Annotated in this window: 17 protein-coding genes and 1 other RNA gene; 10 read left to right on the top strand and 8 right to left on the bottom strand. The window is 68.0% G+C overall.

Annotated features, from left to right (window positions below):
• Positions 1–5: 5 nt before the first annotated feature.
• Entirely contained in the window at positions 6–1643 is a 1638-nt protein-coding gene (locus ASC92_RS10525) for an NAD(P)/FAD-dependent oxidoreductase (RefSeq protein WP_056514421.1), read from the bottom strand.
• Positions 1644–1794: 151 nt separating this feature from the next.
• Positions 1795–2715, bottom strand: a complete 921-nt coding sequence (gene cysK / locus ASC92_RS10520; protein WP_056514418.1) for a cysteine synthase A — start codon at positions 2713–2715, stop codon at positions 1795–1797.
• A gap of 96 nt (positions 2716–2811) precedes the next feature.
• Between cysK and rnpB the strand changes: the two genes are divergently transcribed.
• From rnpB to ASC92_RS10495, 6 genes are all read left to right on the top strand, one after another.
• An RNA gene (gene rnpB / locus ASC92_RS10655) (RNase P RNA component class A) lies at positions 2812–3169 on the top strand.
• 165 nt (positions 3170–3334) lie between these two features.
• Positions 3335–3778, top strand: a complete 444-nt coding sequence (locus ASC92_RS10515) for a MarR family winged helix-turn-helix transcriptional regulator (RefSeq protein ID WP_056514488.1) — start codon at positions 3335–3337, stop codon at positions 3776–3778.
• Between the two features lie 3 nt (positions 3779–3781).
• A complete protein-coding gene (locus tag ASC92_RS10510) occupies positions 3782–5893 on the top strand; it encodes an FUSC family protein (RefSeq protein ID WP_056514415.1) in 2112 nt (703 codons plus the stop codon).
• Positions 5890–6096 carry a DUF1656 domain-containing protein gene (locus ASC92_RS10505; RefSeq protein WP_007838217.1) on the top strand — a complete coding sequence of 69 codons (207 nt, stop codon included), beginning with the start codon at positions 5890–5892 and terminating at the stop codon, positions 6094–6096. Before ASC92_RS10510 ends, ASC92_RS10505 begins: the two co-directional genes overlap by 4 nt.
• A 13-nt stretch (positions 6097–6109) precedes the next feature.
• Positions 6110–7048 (top strand): HlyD family secretion protein, encoded by a 939-nt coding sequence (locus ASC92_RS10500; RefSeq protein WP_056514412.1) that lies wholly within the window; start codon positions 6110–6112, stop codon positions 7046–7048.
• Positions 7045–8520 carry an efflux transporter outer membrane subunit gene (locus ASC92_RS10495; protein ID WP_056514409.1) on the top strand — a complete coding sequence of 492 codons (1476 nt, stop codon included), beginning with the start codon at positions 7045–7047 and terminating at the stop codon, positions 8518–8520. Before ASC92_RS10500 ends, ASC92_RS10495 begins: the two co-directional genes overlap by 4 nt.
• A 19-nt stretch (positions 8521–8539) precedes the next feature.
• Here ASC92_RS10495 and ASC92_RS10490 read toward each other — a convergent pair whose 3' ends face one another.
• From ASC92_RS10490 to ASC92_RS10480, 3 genes are all read right to left on the bottom strand, one after another.
• On the bottom strand, positions 8540–9082 hold the full coding sequence (locus ASC92_RS10490) for a hypothetical protein (RefSeq protein WP_056514406.1): 543 nt from the start codon (positions 9080–9082) through the stop codon (positions 8540–8542).
• Positions 9083–9160: 78 nt separating this feature from the next.
• Complete coding sequence (locus ASC92_RS10485) at positions 9161–9889, bottom strand: RNA pseudouridine synthase (RefSeq protein ID WP_056514404.1); 729 nt, start codon at positions 9887–9889, stop codon at positions 9161–9163.
• Positions 9886–11550, bottom strand: a complete 1665-nt coding sequence (locus ASC92_RS10480) for an MBL fold metallo-hydrolase (protein ID WP_056514401.1) — start codon at positions 11548–11550, stop codon at positions 9886–9888. Before ASC92_RS10480 ends, ASC92_RS10485 begins: the two co-directional genes overlap by 4 nt.
• A 119-nt stretch (positions 11551–11669) precedes the next feature.
• On the opposite strand from ASC92_RS10480, the gene ASC92_RS10475 reads away from it, so the two are divergent.
• Positions 11670–12674 carry a Bug family tripartite tricarboxylate transporter substrate binding protein gene (locus ASC92_RS10475; protein ID WP_056514398.1) on the top strand — a complete coding sequence of 335 codons (1005 nt, stop codon included), beginning with the start codon at positions 11670–11672 and terminating at the stop codon, positions 12672–12674.
• Between the two features lie 117 nt (positions 12675–12791).
• Here the strand turns inward: ASC92_RS10475 and ASC92_RS10470 are convergent, their stop codons facing one another.
• On the bottom strand, positions 12792–13727 hold the full coding sequence (locus ASC92_RS10470) for a DMT family transporter (RefSeq protein WP_056514396.1): 936 nt from the start codon (positions 13725–13727) through the stop codon (positions 12792–12794).
• Positions 13728–14072: 345 nt separating this feature from the next.
• On the opposite strand from ASC92_RS10470, the gene ASC92_RS10465 reads away from it, so the two are divergent.
• Positions 14073–15104: a patatin-like phospholipase family protein gene (locus ASC92_RS10465; RefSeq protein WP_056514394.1), complete on the top strand. Its 1032-nt coding sequence runs from the start codon at positions 14073–14075 to the stop codon at positions 15102–15104.
• 36 nt (positions 15105–15140) lie between these two features.
• Positions 15141–15653 (top strand): RICIN domain-containing protein, encoded by a 513-nt coding sequence (locus ASC92_RS10460; protein WP_056514391.1) that lies wholly within the window; start codon positions 15141–15143, stop codon positions 15651–15653.
• Between the two features lie 37 nt (positions 15654–15690).
• On the opposite strand, the gene ASC92_RS10455 is transcribed toward ASC92_RS10460, so the two are convergent.
• The gene (locus ASC92_RS10455) at positions 15691–16557 is read right to left on the bottom strand and encodes an alpha/beta hydrolase (protein WP_235505774.1); all 867 of its coding nucleotides are present in this window, start codon (positions 16555–16557) and stop codon (positions 15691–15693) included.
• A 310-nt stretch (positions 16558–16867) separates the two neighbouring features.
• On the opposite strand from ASC92_RS10455, the gene ASC92_RS10450 reads away from it, so the two are divergent.
• The gene (locus ASC92_RS10450; protein ID WP_056514384.1) at positions 16868–17419 is read left to right on the top strand and encodes a hemerythrin domain-containing protein; all 552 of its coding nucleotides are present in this window, start codon (positions 16868–16870) and stop codon (positions 17417–17419) included.
• Between the two features lie 17 nt (positions 17420–17436).
• Here ASC92_RS10450 and ASC92_RS10445 read toward each other — a convergent pair whose 3' ends face one another.
• A complete protein-coding gene (locus ASC92_RS10445; RefSeq protein ID WP_056514382.1) occupies positions 17437–17751 on the bottom strand; it encodes a hypothetical protein in 315 nt (104 codons plus the stop codon).
• Positions 17752–17796 lie beyond the last annotated feature (45 nt).

Raw genomic sequence — 17796 nt, 5'->3', positions numbered from 1 at the left:
GTGGCTCAGTGGCTCAGTGCCGAGGCTTCGGCCAGCACGCCGTGCGCCACGGCCTCGGCCACCTTGATGCCATCCACGCCGGCCGACAGGATGCCGCCCGCGTAGCTTGCGCCTTCGCCGGCCGGGTAGAGGCCACGCACGTTGAGGCTCTGGAAATCGTCACCGCGCGTGATGCGGATCGGCGACGAGGTGCGCGTCTCCACGCCGGTGAGCACCGCGTCGTGCGTGTCGAAGCCCTTGATCTTGCGGCCGAAGGCGGGGAAGGCCTCGCGCATGGCCTCGATGGCGTAGGCCGGCAGCGCCTTGTGCAGGTCGGTCGGGGTCACGCCGGGCTTGTACGACGGAATCACGCTGCCGAGCGCGGTCGAGGGCCGGCCGGCGATGAAGTCGCCCACCAGCTGGCCCGGCGCGCGGTAGTCGCCGCCGCCGAGCACGAAGGCGTTGCTTTCGAGTTCGCGCTGCAAGGCGATGCCCGCGAGCGCGTCGCCGGGGAAGTCTTTCGGGTCGATGCCCACCACGATGCCCGCGTTGGCGTTGCGCTCGTTGCGCGAGTACTGGCTCATGCCGTTGGTGACCACGCGGCCGGGCTCGCTGGTGGCCGCCACCACGGTGCCGCCGGGGCACATGCAGAAGCTGTAGACCGAGCGGCCATTGCTTGCATGGTGCACCAGCTTGTAGTCGGCCGCGCCGAGCAGCGGATGGCCCGCATGGCGGCCCCAGCGCGCGCGGTCGATCAGGCCCTGCGGATGCTCCACACGGAAGCCGATGGAGAAGGGCTTGGCCTCGATGTGCACGCCGCGCGCATGCAGCATCTCGAAGGTGTCGCGCGAGCTGTGGCCCAGCGCCATCACGACGTGGTCGGCGCGCAGCTCGCTGCTCGTGCCGGTGGTCTGGTCGAGCACCGTGAGGCCGCGCAGGTGGCCGTCTTCGATGTGCACGTCGGTCACGCGCTGCTCGAAGCGGATCTCGCCGCCCAGCGCCACGATCTGTTCGCGGATGTTCTCCACCACCTTCACCAGCTTGAAGGTGCCGATGTGCGGATGCGCGACGTAAAGAATCTCGGGCGGCGCGCCGGCCTTCACGAACTCTTCCATCACCTTGCGGCCGAGGAAGCGCGGGTCCTTGATCTGGCTGTAGAGCTTGCCGTCCGAGAAGGTGCCGGCGCCGCCTTCGCCGAACTGCACGTTCGACTCGGGGTTCAGCACGCTCTTGCGCCACAGGCCCCAGGTGTCGCGGGTGCGCTGGCGCACGGTCTTGCCGCGTTCGAGCACGATGGGTTTGAAGCCCATCTTCGCGAGCATCAGCGCCGCGAAGATGCCGCAGGGCCCGAAGCCGACCACCACCGGCCGCGCCGTGCCTTCGGCCGCATTGGCCGGCGGCGTGTAGCGCATGTCGGGGGCGTTCTGGATGTGCGGATGGCCCGCGTGCTTCGCGAGCAGCGCGGCTTCGAGCTTCGCGTCTTTCAGCTGCACGTCGCAGATGTAGACCGTGAGCAGTTCGATCTTGCGCGCGTCGAAGCTGCGCTTGTAGACGGTGTGGGAGGCGATCGCGTCGAGCGGGACGTCGAGCGTCCTGGCGATCAGTGCGGCCAGCGCGTCGGGCGCGTGGGCTAGCGGGAGTTTGAGTTCGGAGATTCTCAGCATGGCGTGGGGCTTGTGACTATCAAGCAGCCCGGCATTTTAGCTTCGTCGTCGTGGAACACCGCGGAACCGGCTTTGCCGGGCCGCAGGTGTTGCCCCCGGTAGGGGGTAGGAGAAGCGACACGAAGTGCGCGTAGCCTGGGGGCGAGCCAAGTCACGCCGGCAGGAACCCTTCGACGGAGAGATAGCGCTCGCCCGTGTCGTAGTTGAAGCCCAGCACCACCGCGTCGGGCGCCAGCGAGGGCAGCTTCTGCGCGATGGCCGCGAGCGTGGCGCCCGACGAGATGCCGACCAGCATGCCTTCCTCGACCGCGCAGCGGCGTGCCATTTCGCGCGCGGGTTCGGCGTCGACCTGCAGCACGCCGTCGAGCAGCGAGGTGTCGAGGTTCTTCGGAATGAAGCCCGCGCCGATGCCTTGAATGGGGTGCGGCGCCGGCGCGCCGCCGGAAATCACGGGCGAGGCCACCGGCTCGACCGCGAACACCTGCAGCTTCGGCCACTTCTTCTTCAGCACCTTCGCCACGCCCGTGATGTGGCCGCCCGTGCCCACGCCGGTGATGAGCACGTCGACGCCATCGGGAAAGTCGGCCGCGATTTCCTCCGCCGTGGTGCGCACGTGCACGTCGACATTCGCGGGGTTGTTGAACTGCTGCGGCATCCACGCGCCGGGCGTGCCGGCCACGATTTCCTCGGCGCGCGCGATGGAGGCCTTCATGCCGCCGGCGCGCGGCGTCAGGTCGAAGGTGGCGCCGTAGGCCAGCATCAGGCGGCGGCGCTCGACCGACATGCTGTCGGGCATCACCAGGATCAGCTTGTAGCCCTTTACGGCCGCCACCATCGCGAGGCCGATGCCGGTGTTGCCCGAGGTCGGCTCGACGATGGTGCCGCCGGGTTTGAGCGCGCCGCTCTTCTCGGCGTCTTCCACCATCGACAGCGCGATGCGGTCCTTGATCGAGCCGCCGGGGTTGGCGCGCTCGGACTTGATCCAGACCTGTTGTTTCGCATTGCCGAACAGGCGGTTGATGCGGATGTGCGGCGTGTTGCCGATGGTCTGGAGGATGCTCTGGGCCTTCATGGAATCTCCTTGGGTCGATGCGTTTGTCGGACGAACAGCGCGCATTGTGGGACCTGCCCGCCGGTGTGCCCGGGCAGAGGCGATAATCCACCCCGTGAAGCACGCCAGACCGCCGCTGGTGCAAGCCCGAAAGGGGCGACACCTTCGGGTGCCGCGTCGAAAGACCGCACTGGAGGAACGTCCGGACTGCACAGGACAGCGCAGGAGTTAACGACTCTCCACCGTGAGGTGAGGATCAGAGCAACAGAGACGAGCCGATTGAGTTCGGGTGAAACGGGCAATCTCTGCGCGCAGCAACACCAAGTAGGCCAGTATCGAGGTGGTTCCGCTGAGCTGGCGGGTAGGTGGCATCGAGCCGTTTGGCGACAAACGGCCCAGAGTAATGGCGGTCACGTCGAAGGCTTCGCAAGAGGCCCTCGATGCACAGAATCCGGCTTATCGGCGGGCTTCACACTTTTCTTCCCTTTTCATTTTTCGCGCCTTCGACCGCTGAAGGCGGGCGGCAGCCTTGTTGCCCGCACGGATTGGTAGTTACCCGTATAATCGATAGCATGCTAATTAATAGGCGGCTATCGTGAGCAAGTCGAGCAACTACCTCCCAAAGCGCGAAAACGCGCTGATGCGGCTCGGCATGGCGCTCTCGGTGCTGCAGCGCGGCTACCGCGCGTCGGCGGACAGGGCAGTGGCGCACGTCGGCGTGTCGCAAACGCTGGCCTGGCCGATCGTGATGCTCGGGCGCATGAACGGCGAAGTGCGCCAGGGCGTGCTGGCCGATGCACTGGGCATCGAAGGCCCGTCGCTGGTGCGCTCGCTCGACCAGTTGGTGGAGGCCGGTTTCGTCGAGCGCCGCGAAGACCCGGCCGACCGCCGTGCCAAGACCTTGCATCTCACGCCCGCGGGCAAGGCCGCCTGCGCGCCCATCGAGGCGGCGCTGAGCCTGATGCGCAACGAGCTGTTCGAAGGCGTGTCCGACGACGACATCGCTGCCTGCCTGCGCGTGTTCGGCGTGCTCGAGGAGCGCCTGGGGCGCCCGGTCCCGGCGCCGCAGGAAGGGCGCAGGTAAGAAATGCCCGCGCTCCGTCTTCCGCGCTTCAGCCGTGCGGAGCTTCTCTTTTCCGGCAAGAGCTTCGCCGCCGCCATGCTGGCGATGTACCTCGCCAGCCGTGCCGGCCTGCCGCGCCCCTTCTGGGCGCTCATGACCACCTACGTCGTCGCCCATCCGCTGGCCGGCGCGGTGCGCTCGAAGGCGCTGTATCGCTTCTGCGGCACGCTCATCGGCAGCACCGCGACCGTGCTGATGGTGCCCGCGCTGTCCAACGCGCCGGAACTGCTGACCCTGGTGCTCGCGCTGTGGGTCGGGCTGTGCCTGTGCATCTCGCTGTTCGACCGCACGCCGCGCTCCTACGTGTTCATGCTCGCGGGCTACACCGCCGCGCTGATCGGCTTTCCGTCGGTGCAGACGCCGCTCGCGCTGTTCGACACCGCCGTGGCGCGCGTGGAAGAAATCGGCCTCGGCATCTTCTGCGCCACGCTCGTCCACAGCCTTGTGCTCCCCGCGGGGCTTGCGCCGACCGTGCTGGGCCTGCTCGATCGCACGCTGCTCGACGCGCGCAAGTGGCTCGGCGACCTGCTGCAGCCCGCCGACCGCAGCAGTGACGCCGAACCGAAGCGCCTGGACGACGACCGCCGCCGCCTCGCAGGCGACATCACGCAACTGCGCCTGCTCTCCACGCACGTGCCCTTCGATACCACGCACCTGCGCTGGACCGCCGGGGCGATCCGCGCGATGCAGGACCGCGTTGCCGCGCTCACGCCCGCGCTCTCGGCTGTCGAAGACCGCCTGCAGGCGCTGGAGCAGGCCGAAGGGCAACTCGCACCCGACGTGGCCGCCGTACTCGCGCAGGCCGCGCAGTGGCTGCGCGAGGAGGCTGAACCTGCCTCCGCCCACCGCGCCGAGCGGCTGCAAGCCCTGCGCCGTGCCATCGACGCATTGAGCGCCGCTCCTGCCGACGCGCAGCAGCCCACTCCATGGGGCCGCGCCCTGCGCATCGGCCTCGCCGGGCGCCTCGAAGAACTCGTCGACGGCTGGACCGCCTGCGCCCGGCTGCGCCTGGACATCGACGAAGGCCTCAAGGGCGCCGCGCCGCTGCGCCGCACGGCAGCGCTCGGCAGCCGCGTGCTGCACCGCGACTACGGCATGGCGCTGCTCTCTGCGCTGGCCGCTGTCATCGCCATCTGCCTGTGCGGCGCGTTCTGGATCGTCACCGGCTGGCCCATGGGCTCGGCCGCCACCATGATGGCCGCCGTCTTCTGCTGCTTCTTCGCCACCATGGACGACCCCGTGCCGGCGATCCACGGCTTTCTCAAGTGGACGCTGTGGTCCATCCCGATCTCGGCGCTCTATGTGCTGGTGCTCATGCCCACCGTGCAGGACTTCGGCATGCTCGTCGTCATCTGCGCGCCGCTCTTCTTGCTGCTGGGCTTCTACCTGCCGCGTCCGACGCACTTCATGCCCGCGATGGCGCTGATCTTCGGCGTGGCCGGCACGCTCGCGCTGCACGACACCGCCAGCTCCGACCTCGTGAGCTTCATCAACAGCATGATCGGCCAGATCGTCGGCGTGCTGGTCGCGGCGCGCGTCACGCGGCTCGTGCGTTCGGTCGGTGCCGACTGGAGCGCGCGCCGCATCCAGCGCGCGACCTGGCGCGAGCTCGGCGACATGGCTGCTTCGCCGCAGCCGCAGTACGCGCAGAGCGATGCGTACGCCGTGCGCATGCTCGACCGCATCGGCCTGCTCGCGCCGCGCATCGCGCAGGCGGGCGGCACCGTCGAAGGCGTGGCCGCCAACGACGCGCTGCGCGACCTGCGCATGGGCGCAGACATCGCCGTGCTGCAGCGCGTGCGCGCCCAGCTGCCGCTGGCCACCTCGGCCGCGCTGCTGGGCGGCATCTCGCGCTTCTTCCGCCAGCGCGCGGAAGGCCGCGCGAACCCGCATCCGGCCGACCTGCTGCCGCAGATAGACGAGGCACTCGGTGCCGTGCTTGCTTCGCGCGACTCCGCTTCTTCCGCCGCATCGCGCTCGGCCGTCACCGCATTGGTCGGCCTGCGCCGCAATCTCTTTCCCGATGCGCCGCCCAGGCTGGCGGGCGCAGCGATCACCCAAGGAGCTTCCGCATGATCGGCGAAGCCAGTTTCTACGGCCTCTACGTGCCCTGGATCATGGTGCTGGCCCTCGGCGCGCTGCTCGCGCTGTGGGGTGTACGCCGACTGCTCGCGGCCACCGGCGCCTACCGCTGGGTGTGGCACCCCGCGCTGTTCGACATGGCGCTCTACCTGCTGTTGCTCTATGCACTGAGCCGCCTCACTTCCTACCTTCAATGACGACGAGATTCCGATGACAGCCTCCCGTTCCTCCGCAGACAACCCATGGGCCCGGCGCCTCGGGCGCGTTCTTCTCACCGTGGCCGTGGTCGCCGCCGCCGTGTGGGCCGGCCTGCGCCTGTGGGACCACTACGAACTCGCACCGTGGACGCGCGACGGCCGCGTGCGCGCCAACGTCGTGCAAATCGCACCCGACGTGTCGGGTCTCGTCACGGCAGTACCGATCCGCGACAACCAGCCGGTCGCCGCCGGCACGCTGCTGTTCGAGGTGGACCGCGCCCGCTACGACCTCGCCGTGCGCCAGGCCCAGGCAGCGCTCGCCGCGCAGCGCGCCATGAGCGCCCAGGTGCAGCGCGAGAACGCGCGCAACGCGGGCCTCGACGACCTGGTGTCGAAGGAGTCGCGCGAGCAGACCCGTTCGCGTGTCGAGCAGATGCAGGCCGCCGTCGCGCAGGCCGAGGTGGCGCTCGACTCGGCCCGCCTCAACCTGCAGCGCGCCCAGGTGCGCGCGCCGGCCGACGGCCTCGTCACCAACCTCGACCTGCGCCAGGGCAGCTACGCCGCGGCGGGCCGCCCGGTGCTCGCGCTGGTCGATGCGCAGTCGTTCTACGTCGAAGGCTATTTCGAGGAAACCAAGCTGCCGCGCATCCATCTCGGCGACCGCGTGCGCGTCACCCCGATGGGCGGCGGCGCGGTGCTGGAAGGCGCGGTCGACAGCGTGGCCGCCGGCATTGCCGACCACGACCGCTCCACCAGCGCCAACCTGCTGCCCAGCGTGAACCCGACCTTCAACTGGGTGCGGCTCGCGCAGCGCATTCCGGTGCGCATCAAGCTCGATCCGCTGCCGCAGGGCGCACGCCTCGTCGCGGGCCAGACGGTCACGGTGCAGGTGCTGGAGAACAAGCCGGCGCACAGCGCCCAGGCACCGGCAGCCGCGCCGCAGAAGGGATGAACGCCATGAGCCGCTTCGCATTTCGCCTTGCATCGCTGGCCGTCGCCGCCGGGCTTGCGGCCTGCGCGGCGGTCGGTCCCGACTACCGCCAGCCGCCCGAGGCGCTGGCCAGCCAGGCCGCCGCCGCGCGGCCCTTTGCCGAGGCGTCCGCCAACGCCGCGCCGCTGCCCGCCCACTGGTGGCGCCTGTACCACGACCCGTTGCTCGACAGGCTGGTCGAACAGGCCCTCGCGCACAACACCGACCTGCGCCAGGCCGTCGCCAACCTCGAACGCGAACGCGCCATCGAAGACGAAGTGGCCGGCGCCAAGTACCCGACCATCGGCGTGAACGGCGGCCCTTCGTTCGGCCATGTGTCGGGCCTGTCGCTGCTGCAGAAGGGCTACGAGCCGCCGAGCACCTTCAACTACAGCGCGGGCGCTTCGCTGTCGTACCAGGTCGACCTGTTCGGCCAGATCCGCCGCGGCATCGAGGCTTCGCAGGCCAACACCCAAGCCGCCGAAGCGGCGCTCGACCTCGTGCGCGTGAACGTCGCGGCCGGCACCGCGCGCGCCTACGCCGAAGCCTGCGCTACCGGCCTTCGCCTGCAGATCGCACAGAAGTCTGTCGCCTTGCAGCAGGACGCCGTGAACGTCACCGACCGCCTGCAAAGTGCAGGCCGCGCCGGTGCCATCGACGCAGGTCGCGCGCGTGCGCAACTGCAGCAGCTCAACGCCGCCTTGCCCCCGCTGAAGGCCGAACGCCAGGGCGCGCTCTATCGCCTCGCCACCTTGACCGGCGCAGTGCCGCAGGACTTCCCGCGCGAAGTGGCCGACTGCACCGTGCCGCCGCGCGTGGCGGGCACGCTGCCGGTCGGCGACGGTGCCGCGCTGCTGCGCCGCCGCCCCGACATCCGCCAGGCCGAGCGCAGCCTTGCTGCCTCCACGGCGCGCATCGGCGTGGCCACGGCCGAGCTCTATCCCAAAGTCACGCTGGGGCTTTCAGGCTCCTCTGTCGGCCATGCCGACGACTTCGGCCGCAAGGACACCTTTGCGTGGAGCCTCGGCCCGCTGATCTCCTGGACCATTCCCAATACAGGCGTCGCACAGTCCCGCATCGCCCAGGCCGAGGCCGGCACGCGCGCCGCGCTCGCCAAGTTCGACGGCACCGTGCTCACCGCGCTGCGCGAAACCGAGACCGCACTCGGCACCTATGCGCGCGAACTCGATCGCCACGCCGCGCTGCAAGCCTCGCGCGACGAAAGCGCGAAGGTTGCCGCGCAGGCGCGCCAGCTCTACCAGAACGGACGCACCGGCTACCTCGATTCGCTCGACGCCGAACGCTCGCTGGCCGCCAGCGAAGCCGCCCTCGCGGCCAGCGAGGCGCAGCTGGCCGACGATCAGGTCGTGCTGTTCATGGCGCTCGGCGGCGGCTGGGAACCCGACGACGCACACCTTGCGCAGGGCGCCGCGCCGACCACCGCGAAGCATTGACCGAGAGTGACCGCGGCCCTCAGCGTGCGAACAGCCAGCCGCCCTTGGGCTGGCGCACCAGCTCGTGGCGCTTGACGGCACGTTCCTCGCCGTCGTCGCCCACGTAGACCACCTCGAAGCGCAGCAGCTTCGGCGTGACCATCTTCCAGTTCTGGATGCGCTTCACCGTCACGCAGGCGGTCTTGTCGTGGTACTGCATCTCCGACATCGGGCCGCCCTGGAAGCCCGTGGTGTCGAACAGGCGGCCGGGCGCGGCGAAGGGGTTGAGCACCGCGCCGTTGCGCGCGGTGATGCAGCCTTCGGTCCGCACGAAGGACTCGATGGTCGGCGAGGCGCTGCGCACCACCTTGCCCACGGCCGGGCTGGGGGGCTTGACGCCGATGGCGTCGCGGATGCGCTCGACCTGCTCCTCGGTGATGGGCGCGAGGCCGTCCTTCGAGACAATGGCCGGCGGCGCCGCCGCTGGCGCGGGGGGCGGTGGCGGCGTGAGGAGCGTGCAGCCCGCCACCAGTGCCAGCGGCACGGTGCAGGCCAGGGCGGTGCTCGGCGTTCCGAACTTCATTGGCTCAGTCTCCCTGTCGGCGGCCCATCGGGGCCGCGGCTGAAAATTACGGGCCGCGAACATGCGGTGCATCGTTGTTCAGAAGCGTTCGTGGGGTGCGAGATAGCGCCACTGGCCGGGCTGCAGCCCCGCCAGCGGCACGCGGCCGATGCGGATGCGCCGCATCGCAAGAATGCGCAGGCCCACGCCGTCGCAGATGTTGGCGATCTGCCCCGGCCGCGCGCCCTTGAGCGCGAAGCGCAGGCCCGTTTGCTCGTCGCTCTGGCGGCCGATGCTCACGCGCGCGGGCGAGCGCTCCAGCCGCGCCAGCACCTCGGGGCTCACCGGGCCGGCCACGTCCACCATCACCTCGTGCTCGAGGATGCCCGCGTCTTCCTGCAGCTTGCGTTCGATGCGGAATTCCTGTGTGTAGGCGACCAGCCCGCTGGCGCCGGTCTCGAGCGGCGTCATGCAGTGCTGCGCCTTCGCATGCGCCGGCAGAAAACGCAGTCCGGCGCGCTCGGGCTCGTGATGGTTCGCAGCCACCAGCAGGCGGTGCGCGGTGTCGGTGACCATGCCCGCAGGCTTGTACAGCAGCAATGTGACGGGCACCACGGGCTCGGGCTTTGCGCCGGCCTCGATCTCGACCTGCTGGTGCGGCAACACGCGCGACTGCGGCAGCATCTGCGCCACGCCGTCGACGCGCACCGCGCCGTTTTCTATCAGCAGCTCGGCTTCGCGCCGCGACACGCCGGCCAGCGCGGCCACGCGCTTGGCCAGGCGGATGCCCTCGTCTTCACCCGGAGAGTTTTTGCTGTTGTTGTTCATCGAGCCACCGCCAGTTGCCGGATGCGCGCCACATGCGCGGCCAGCGAGCGGGCCGCTACCGGCCACATGCGTTCGGGCACGTCGTCGTAGGCCAGCGGCAGCCATTGCTCGGGCGTGCCTTCGGGCAGCTTCTGCATGGCGGCTGCGATCCTGGCTTCGCGCTTGAGCCGGTGCGCCTTCAGCATGCCGATGGCGGTGCGGGCAAAGCCGATCACGTAGCCATGCGCGGGCAGGATGAAGTCGATGCCGCCGGCTGCGCAGGCCGCATCGAGCGTGTCGAGCGAATCGAGGTACGCCGTCATGTCGCCATCGGGCGGATCGACCACCGTGGTGCTGCCGTTGAGGATGTGGTCGCCGGAGAACAGCAGCCCGTCTTCTTCCAGCACCAGGCACAGGTGGTTGGCCGCATGGCCGGGCGTGTGGATCACGCGCAGCGTGTGGGCGATGGGCTCGCCTCCGGCCGTTGTGCCCGACAGCACGAGCCGCTCGCCATCGGCCAGTTCGCGCTCCGGCGTGAAGCGCGCGCTGGCGCGCGCTGTAGGCTTCGAGGCCAGGCCGAGGATCGGCGGTTTGCCGTTCTTGCACAGCGCCTGCAGCGGCGCCGCGCCCGGCGAGTGGTCGGCATGCGAGTGCGTGCAGACGATCATGCGGATGTCGCCCTGCGTGGCGCGCCACAGCCGCCCGATGTGGTCGGCGTCGTCCGGGCCCGGATCGATCACCACGTAGCCCGTGGCCGCGTCGCCCACGATGTAGCTGTTGGTGCCCGGGCCGGTCATCGCGCCCGGGTTGGGCGCGGTGAAGCGCATCACGTTCTTCAGCAGCGGCACCGGGCGGTCGCTCTGCCAGTCGAGCGCGTGCACGGCCTGTCCGTCGGGGCACACCAGCGCGAGCTCGCCGTAGGGCGATTCGTGCTCCATGTAGCGCGCGTCCTCGCCCTTGAGCAGGCCGGCGCGCGGGCAGCTGGTCCACAGCGGGGTCTCGCCGGCGCAGGCCGCGAGCAGGGCGTCCACGGTGGCATAAGCGGCCATGCGCTGCAGCGTGCGCACGGTCGGGAAGATCATGAAGAAGCTGCCCGCCGCATGGCGCGCGAGTGCATCGGCGGGGCGCACCCAGCAGGGCTCGAACTGTTCGCTCTCGTCGGCCGCGGGCTCCTGGCCTTCGGGCATGCGCGCCACCAGAAAGGGCACGTCGAAGCGCCGGGGCAGGTCGCGGTCGGTGATCCAGTGCGCGAAGGTGAACACCTTGTCGGAATCCAGCACCAGCCCGCGTGCCGCGCACTGGTCTGCAAAGGCCGTGCCCGCCGTGTTGCCGCGGTCCATTGCGGCGATGTCTTCGGCGTTGGCGGGCCGCCCGTCGGCATGGTGCGCGAGCAGCACGCCCAGCTCCTCGAAAGCCTCGCGGATGGCCGCGATCGCCTGCGTGCGCTGCAGGCCGCTTTGCGTGGGCCGATGCGCGGCGATGCGCTGGGCCGCTTCGTCGGCGGTGTCGATCTGGCCGCCGGGAAATACATAGGCGCCGGGCGCGAAACTGGCGGTGGCCGAGCGGCGGGTCATGAGCACTTCGATGCCGGCGGCGCTGTCGCGCAGCAGCAGCACGGTGGCGGCCGCGCGCGGAGGCGCGGGCTCGCGTGGGGTGTGTAGTTGTTGGGTGGAACGGACCATGGGGCGATTATGGAGAGCAGGCACGCGGCGTGCATGCCGCGCATAAGCTCATATGGAATCGGGCATCAGTGGCGCGCCACAATGCGCGCTTGCACCGCTTGCCTCGCAGAAAGACAGTCATGTTTCATTCTCCCTTCTCTCGACTTGCCCGCCGCGCATTGCTGCTGGGCGCAGCCTCGCTCGTTGCGCCCGTCGCGTCCTTCGCCCAGCAGGACTGGCCGCAGCAACCGGTCACGCTGATCATGGGCTTTCCGGCCGGCTCGGGCGTCGACGTGGTGGCCCGCGTCATCCAGGAACCGCTGTCGAAGCAACTCGGAAAGCCCGTCATCATCGACTACAAGTCGGGCGCCGCCGGCAACATCGCCAGCGAGTACGTGGCCCACGCCAGGCCCGATGGCTACACGCTTTCCTTCGGCACCGCTGCCACGCACGGCAGCAATGCCGCGCTCTACAAGAAGCTGCCCTTCGACGTGGAGGCCGACTTCATTCCGGTGGCGCCGGTGCTCGACGTTTCGAACGTGCTCACCATCAATCCCGACGTGATCAACGTGCGGACCTTGAAGGAATTCGTCGAGCTGGTCAAGGCAAATCCCGGCAAGTACAACTATGCGTCTACAGGCAATGGCGCGGGCACGCACATGGCCTTTGCCGAATTCAATTCGCGCCTCGGCCTGAGCATGGTGCATGTGCCCTACAAGGGCGGCCCCGAGGCCATCACCTCGGTGGTGCGCGGCGAGACCTGCTGCATCATGAACCAGGTGCAGACCGTGCTGCCGCACTACAAGGCCGGCAAGGTGCGCCTGCTGGGCGTGACCACCGCCGCCGCGGTGCCGGCCGTGAAAGAAGTGCCCACCATCGCCTCGAGCGGCCTGCCGGGCACCAAGGGCTTCGACAGCTCGATCTGGTTCGGCATCTTCGCGCCCAAGGGCACCGACCCGCAGATCGTCGACAAGCTCAACGCCGCCGTGAAGGCGGTACTTGAAACCCCCGAGATCCGCGAGCGCTTCGAGAGCCAGGGCAATACCGTGCGCATCGAGTCGCCGGCGCAGTTCAAGAAGACTGTGCACGACAACCGCGTGAAGTGGGCGGAGGTTGCGAAGGCTGCGAACATCAGCATCGATTGAAGTCTTGGAATGTCCCCCGCTTCGCTCCTCCTTTATTTCGCTGCGTGAGTCACCCGACGCCCTGCGCACGAGGGCACGCTGCTGGTGCTCGCCGATCAACGACTGGCCTGAACATGATCACGCCGCCCGGGCTGCTGCGCCGCGCGCCGGCATCGTCATTGCGATGACGCCGGCCATGATGCATGCAAGCCCGATCCATGCGGTGGGCGCCAGCCGCTCGCCCAGAAACATCACACCGATCATCACGCCGATGGGCACGCGCAGATACGCTTGCGCGGCCGTCGACATCGGCCCCAGCGTCTTGATGAGCCGGAAGTAGATCGTGAAGGCCAGCGCCGTGGAAAGCATCGCGAGTGCGAGCACCGCCGTCATCGACGCGGCCGATGGCGCCAGCGTCCACGGCCGATCGACGGCGAGGCTCACGGGCAGCAGCATCGCCGCGCCGCTCAGCAGCGAACCGGCGGCCGGCACCATCGGGTCCAGTCCCTTGAACACGCGGCCGAACATCGCGGCGCAGCCGTAGCAGACTGCGGCCGCCACCAGCGCGAGCTGCGCGAGCAGCGAATGCCCGAGCCCGTTCAGCGCCTCGAAGCCCACGATCAGGCAGATGCCCGCGAGGCCCGCGCTCACGCCGAACAGGCGGCGCAGCGTGGGCTTGTCGGAGCCGCCGAGGCCCAGCCCGAGCAGGAAGATGAAGATCGGCGAGGTCGAGTTGAGGATGGTCGCCAGGCCCGCATCGACGCTGCGTTCGGCCCACGCAATGAGCATAAAGGGCAGCACGCTGTTCAGGCAGGCCTGCAGCACGAAGCGCCGCCACATCGCCGGCTCCTTCGGCAGTTTCACGCCGCGCATGCGCAGCACCGCGAGCAGCAGCAGGCCGGCGACGAGCGTGCGCGCCGCAATCAGCGTGACGGGCGGGATCGTCGCCACGCCGATCTTGATGAAGGTGTACGAAGCGCCCCAGCAGGTGGCGAGCAACGCGAGCAGCGTCCATTCGAAGGCGGCGTTGATCTGGGGCTTGCCGGCGGTGGAAGTGAGTGTCGGTATGTGCATGGTGTGCCGATCTTCGCGAGACCCGCGCACCGACACTTCGCTCGCGGGCGAAGCGTGGATGCCTCGGGCTTCGCGGCCGGCGCCGGCGATCTAGAGGCGCTTGCATTGACCTTTGCGAATGAGCGCGAACTAAGGTACGCCCTCGACGCACTTTGCCAATCCCCTGCATGAAGACGACTTCATCCCGCGCAATTTTTCCCCCGCATTGGTGCAGTCCGACTCCTTGCGCGGCCTCAGGAATTACGCAGATGGACTGAACGGGATTCCACTCGTAGACGATGAATGCGCCGCACGCCGAGACTCCGCTTCCCGATCTGGGGAGTCATTTCTTTCAAAGGAGTTGGCATGGCAGAACGCAACAAATTCACCATCCTGGCGCTCGTCGGCGGCGGCATACGCGGCCTGATGTCGGCGACCATCCTGAACCGGCTGTTCACCGAGAACCCGGGCATTGTCGAGACGACAGACCTGATCGCAGGCTGCTCTACGGGATCGATCATCACCAGCGAACTTCTTGCGCGCAAATCTCCGCAGGACATCATCGATCTGTTCACCGGGCCGGAGATCGGGTTCTACAACAACATGAACTCCGACCCGAGCAAGCCGGCGTACTCGATCGAGAAAGTCTACGCATCGCAGTTCGCGCTGCACGGCGAAAAGCCCGTGAAAAAAGCCGACCGGAAAGTGCTGTTCGTCTCGTTCAACGTGGGCGGCCTCGATGTGGTGGATGGCATCGTGGTACCCAAGCCCTGGGAGCCGCTGATGTTCACCAACATGCTCGACGATGCAGACAAGCTCGCCGGCCTCGACGGGCATGGCGACTACCCGATCGCCAAGGCCGCGACATCCAGCGGCGCGATGCCGGGGCAGCTGAACTCCTTCGAAGGCAACGTCGACGGCGCGTTCTTCAACCACGACCCCACGCTCGCGGCCATTGCGCTGGCCGTGCACAAGGGGCATGCGCTCGAAGACATCACGGCGATCACCATCGGCACCGGCCTCATGCCCGACTGGGTGGCAGCCAACACCTACGAATGGGGCGCCAGGCAGTGGATGGACGGCGTGCCGAACCCGTTCGACAACACGCCGCCCTTTCTCATGAATCAGAGCAGGCCGTCCCCGATGCTCGACATGTGCCTGAGCGGCACGTCGGCCCAGATCATGCCGACGATGGTGCAGATGCTGCTCGGCGAGCGCTACGTCAACATCAATCCGCGGCTGCCGTGCTTCATTCCGGAGAACTCGACCAGTTCGCAAGCCATTGCCCTGCTTCAGGACCATGGCAACAGCGCGAACATCGACGCCGCCACGGCATTGATCGACAAGTACTGGAAGCTCACGACGACGCCCCTGCAGGGCAATTCCGTCGGCGCGTGATCGAGACTTACACAACCCATCGCGAAAGGAGCAAAGATGTCGATCACCAACAAGGGCGCGGCAGCCGGCACTGCCGCAGGTACGAAGGAACTCCCCAAGATCTTCTACATCCAGCGCATGCAGCCACGGGGCTTCGTGCTGGACGTGTACCAGAACAATCCCGCTTCGAACCAGCAGGTCATCGCATACGCGCCGCACGGGGGAACCAACCAGCAGTGGGAGTTCGTTCCCGCTGAATCTCCGGGCTGGTGGTACCTGCGGACCCGCATGGGCACGGGGTTCGTCGCCACGCTCGACGTGTCCAGCAGGAACATCGTCATGGCGCAGCCGGCGGGCGGAAGCCGCGACGAGCAACTCTGGTGCCTGGTGCCGACCTCGGCGCCCGGCTACTGGTTCATACAGAGCAAGCTCGACGTGAGCAATTCCGTGGACGCCAATGTCATCGGTATCACCAACAACGCAAGCACGCCGGACGCGGTGGCCGTGTCGCTGGACTACAAGGGTTTCGAGAACCAGGCGTGGGCGTTCGCGCCGATGTACGAGCCCTGAGGCGAGGGCGGGCGGATGCCCCCGCCGGCCATGCGAGCTACGGCAACACCTTCGCGATCGCGTCGCTGAACGACGGAATATCGGTGCCGGTGTGCGTCGTCGAATACGTCGTTTCCGTAGCCGCCAGGCCCCGGTACGAGCGCGCCAGGAGCCGCCTGTACATCCCGTCCACGGGCTCGAAGTTGCACTCGGCGGGGTTGTCGCAACGCGTGAGAACGAGCGTTGCGGGCAAGGGCTTGCCGGCGAGTGCGTCGTGCATCTTTTCTTCGAGTGCCTGGTGCTGGTCCGCCTGAACGCCGAACGACCCTTCGAACGACAGGAAGTGCGAGAACGTCAGGCGGTCCGCCGCGCCCTCCAGGAAGAGCGCGATGCCGGTCATGCTGCCGCTCAGCGACAAGCCCGTCAGCAGGCGTCTTCCTGCATCGGCGCGGTATCGCGCTTCGATGAATGGCACGAGTTCGAGCGTCAGGAAGTCGTGGTACGCAGTGGCGCCGGGCAGGATGTAGTCCTTTGTGCGGCGGGCCGAGCCGCCGATGCCGACCAGGATCGCCTCCGTGCGGCGCGCGTCGAGGATGTCCCTGAAATTCGAGAACCGCGTCCCGGGCGCGTTGAAGACCGCGTCGCCGTCCATCGCATAGATGACCGGATAACCCGCCGAACCGCCGTCGTAGGAAGCCGGCAGGTAGATCTCGAGCGGATAGCTCGCGCCTGTCTTGGCCGAGGCGATGGTGTCGGAGACGACACGGCTGCTCGCCGCGGGCGTTGCGGCCGATGCAGCCGGCTCATCGGCCACAGGCGCAATGGGAATGGAAGTGCCCCCACCGCCACCGCCACCGCCGCCGCAGTTCCACACGCCGAACACGACCAGAAGCGCACAGCTTCCGGCAAATACAAGCGCCCGCACTCTACGTCCATACCGCATCGGAGTTCCTCGATCGCGTGAGTGGTTTGAAGATGCGCATCAGGCGCCATGCCGAAGCAGGTGTGCGCCAGGCGAATGCGCCTTTCTTCAGGATGCCATGGGCCGCCGCTGTTTCGGCCCAGGCCCGGGTAGCGGAGACCTGAAACAGTCGTATCAGCACCAGGCAGGCCGTCGGTGCCCGCGCAGGCCATAGGCTTGCGGTGCCGCCCGCAACGATGTAGAACCATGGCGTTAAAAGGCTCAAGCTCACAGGCAATTTCGGAACAGTTCGCTGGTCCAAAGGAGGTGAAGCATGTTGGCAGCCGAATGCGCGTGGGCCATCCTGCGCGCCGAGCACACCCGCACCCGGGAGTTGTTGGCTCGACTCGATACGGCGATGAAGACAGGCGATGGAACGCGCACCGGAAAACGGGCGGCGTCTGCCATCGAAGTCATCGAACGTCTTCAGGCCTTTGAAGAAACAACGCATCGACCCAAGGGCGTCGTCATGCTGAACATGCTGCGCGGAAGGTCGAGCGAAGCCGACGAGCTTCTCGACGAGCTCGACTCGGAGAGCGAGTGCTGCAACGGCCTCCTCTCGGAGGCAAAGACCACCTTGCAGCGTGCCGAGACCGGCGATGCGAGAGCAGCCGAGGAGGCCGAGGCCCTGTTGCAACGGCACCGGCAGTTCATGTACGTGCACCTGGACAAGGAAGACACGCTCCTGCATTCGCAGACGGCGCTGCTGCTCACGGCGGAGGAATGGGCCGCCGTGGTCTCGTCCATTTCGAAGGAGGTGCACGCCGCGAGGGTGCGTGAACATCGGCGCCCGCCACACACAGGAAAGCCTCGACGCCCCCATTGAGCGCGACCACGGTGGCTTCAGGGCAGAGGCAGCTCGCGCATCAGGTTGCTGCGTACCCACGTGAACGCTCCGGACTGGACGTTGTCCGCTTGCCAGCGGCGGAATTCGGGGTCGGCTGACAGCGGGTCCGTGACCTTCGCGTATGCGACCGCATTCTCGAACTGGACGGTCAGGACATAGTTGCCCAGTTCGCCGGCGGCCACGCTCCATAGCTGCGGGTTGGGCGCACCATGCTTCTTCCAGAGTGCCGCGCCCACCTTCAGGGCTTCGATGACGGTCCCGAGATCGGCTCCGGGGTTGGGTCGCAAGACGTATCGCGCTTCGTAGGCCATGGAAGTCTCCTTCGTCAAAGCAAGAGCCGACATTGAAGCACCGGA

The sequence above is a fragment of the Variovorax sp. Root411 genome, assembly GCF_001425205.1.
In the GTDB taxonomy this organism is placed as follows: Bacteria; Pseudomonadota; Gammaproteobacteria; order Burkholderiales; family Burkholderiaceae_C; genus Variovorax.
The sequence above is the reverse complement of the archived record's forward strand: the minus strand, read 5'-3'. Positions and strand labels throughout refer to the sequence as shown.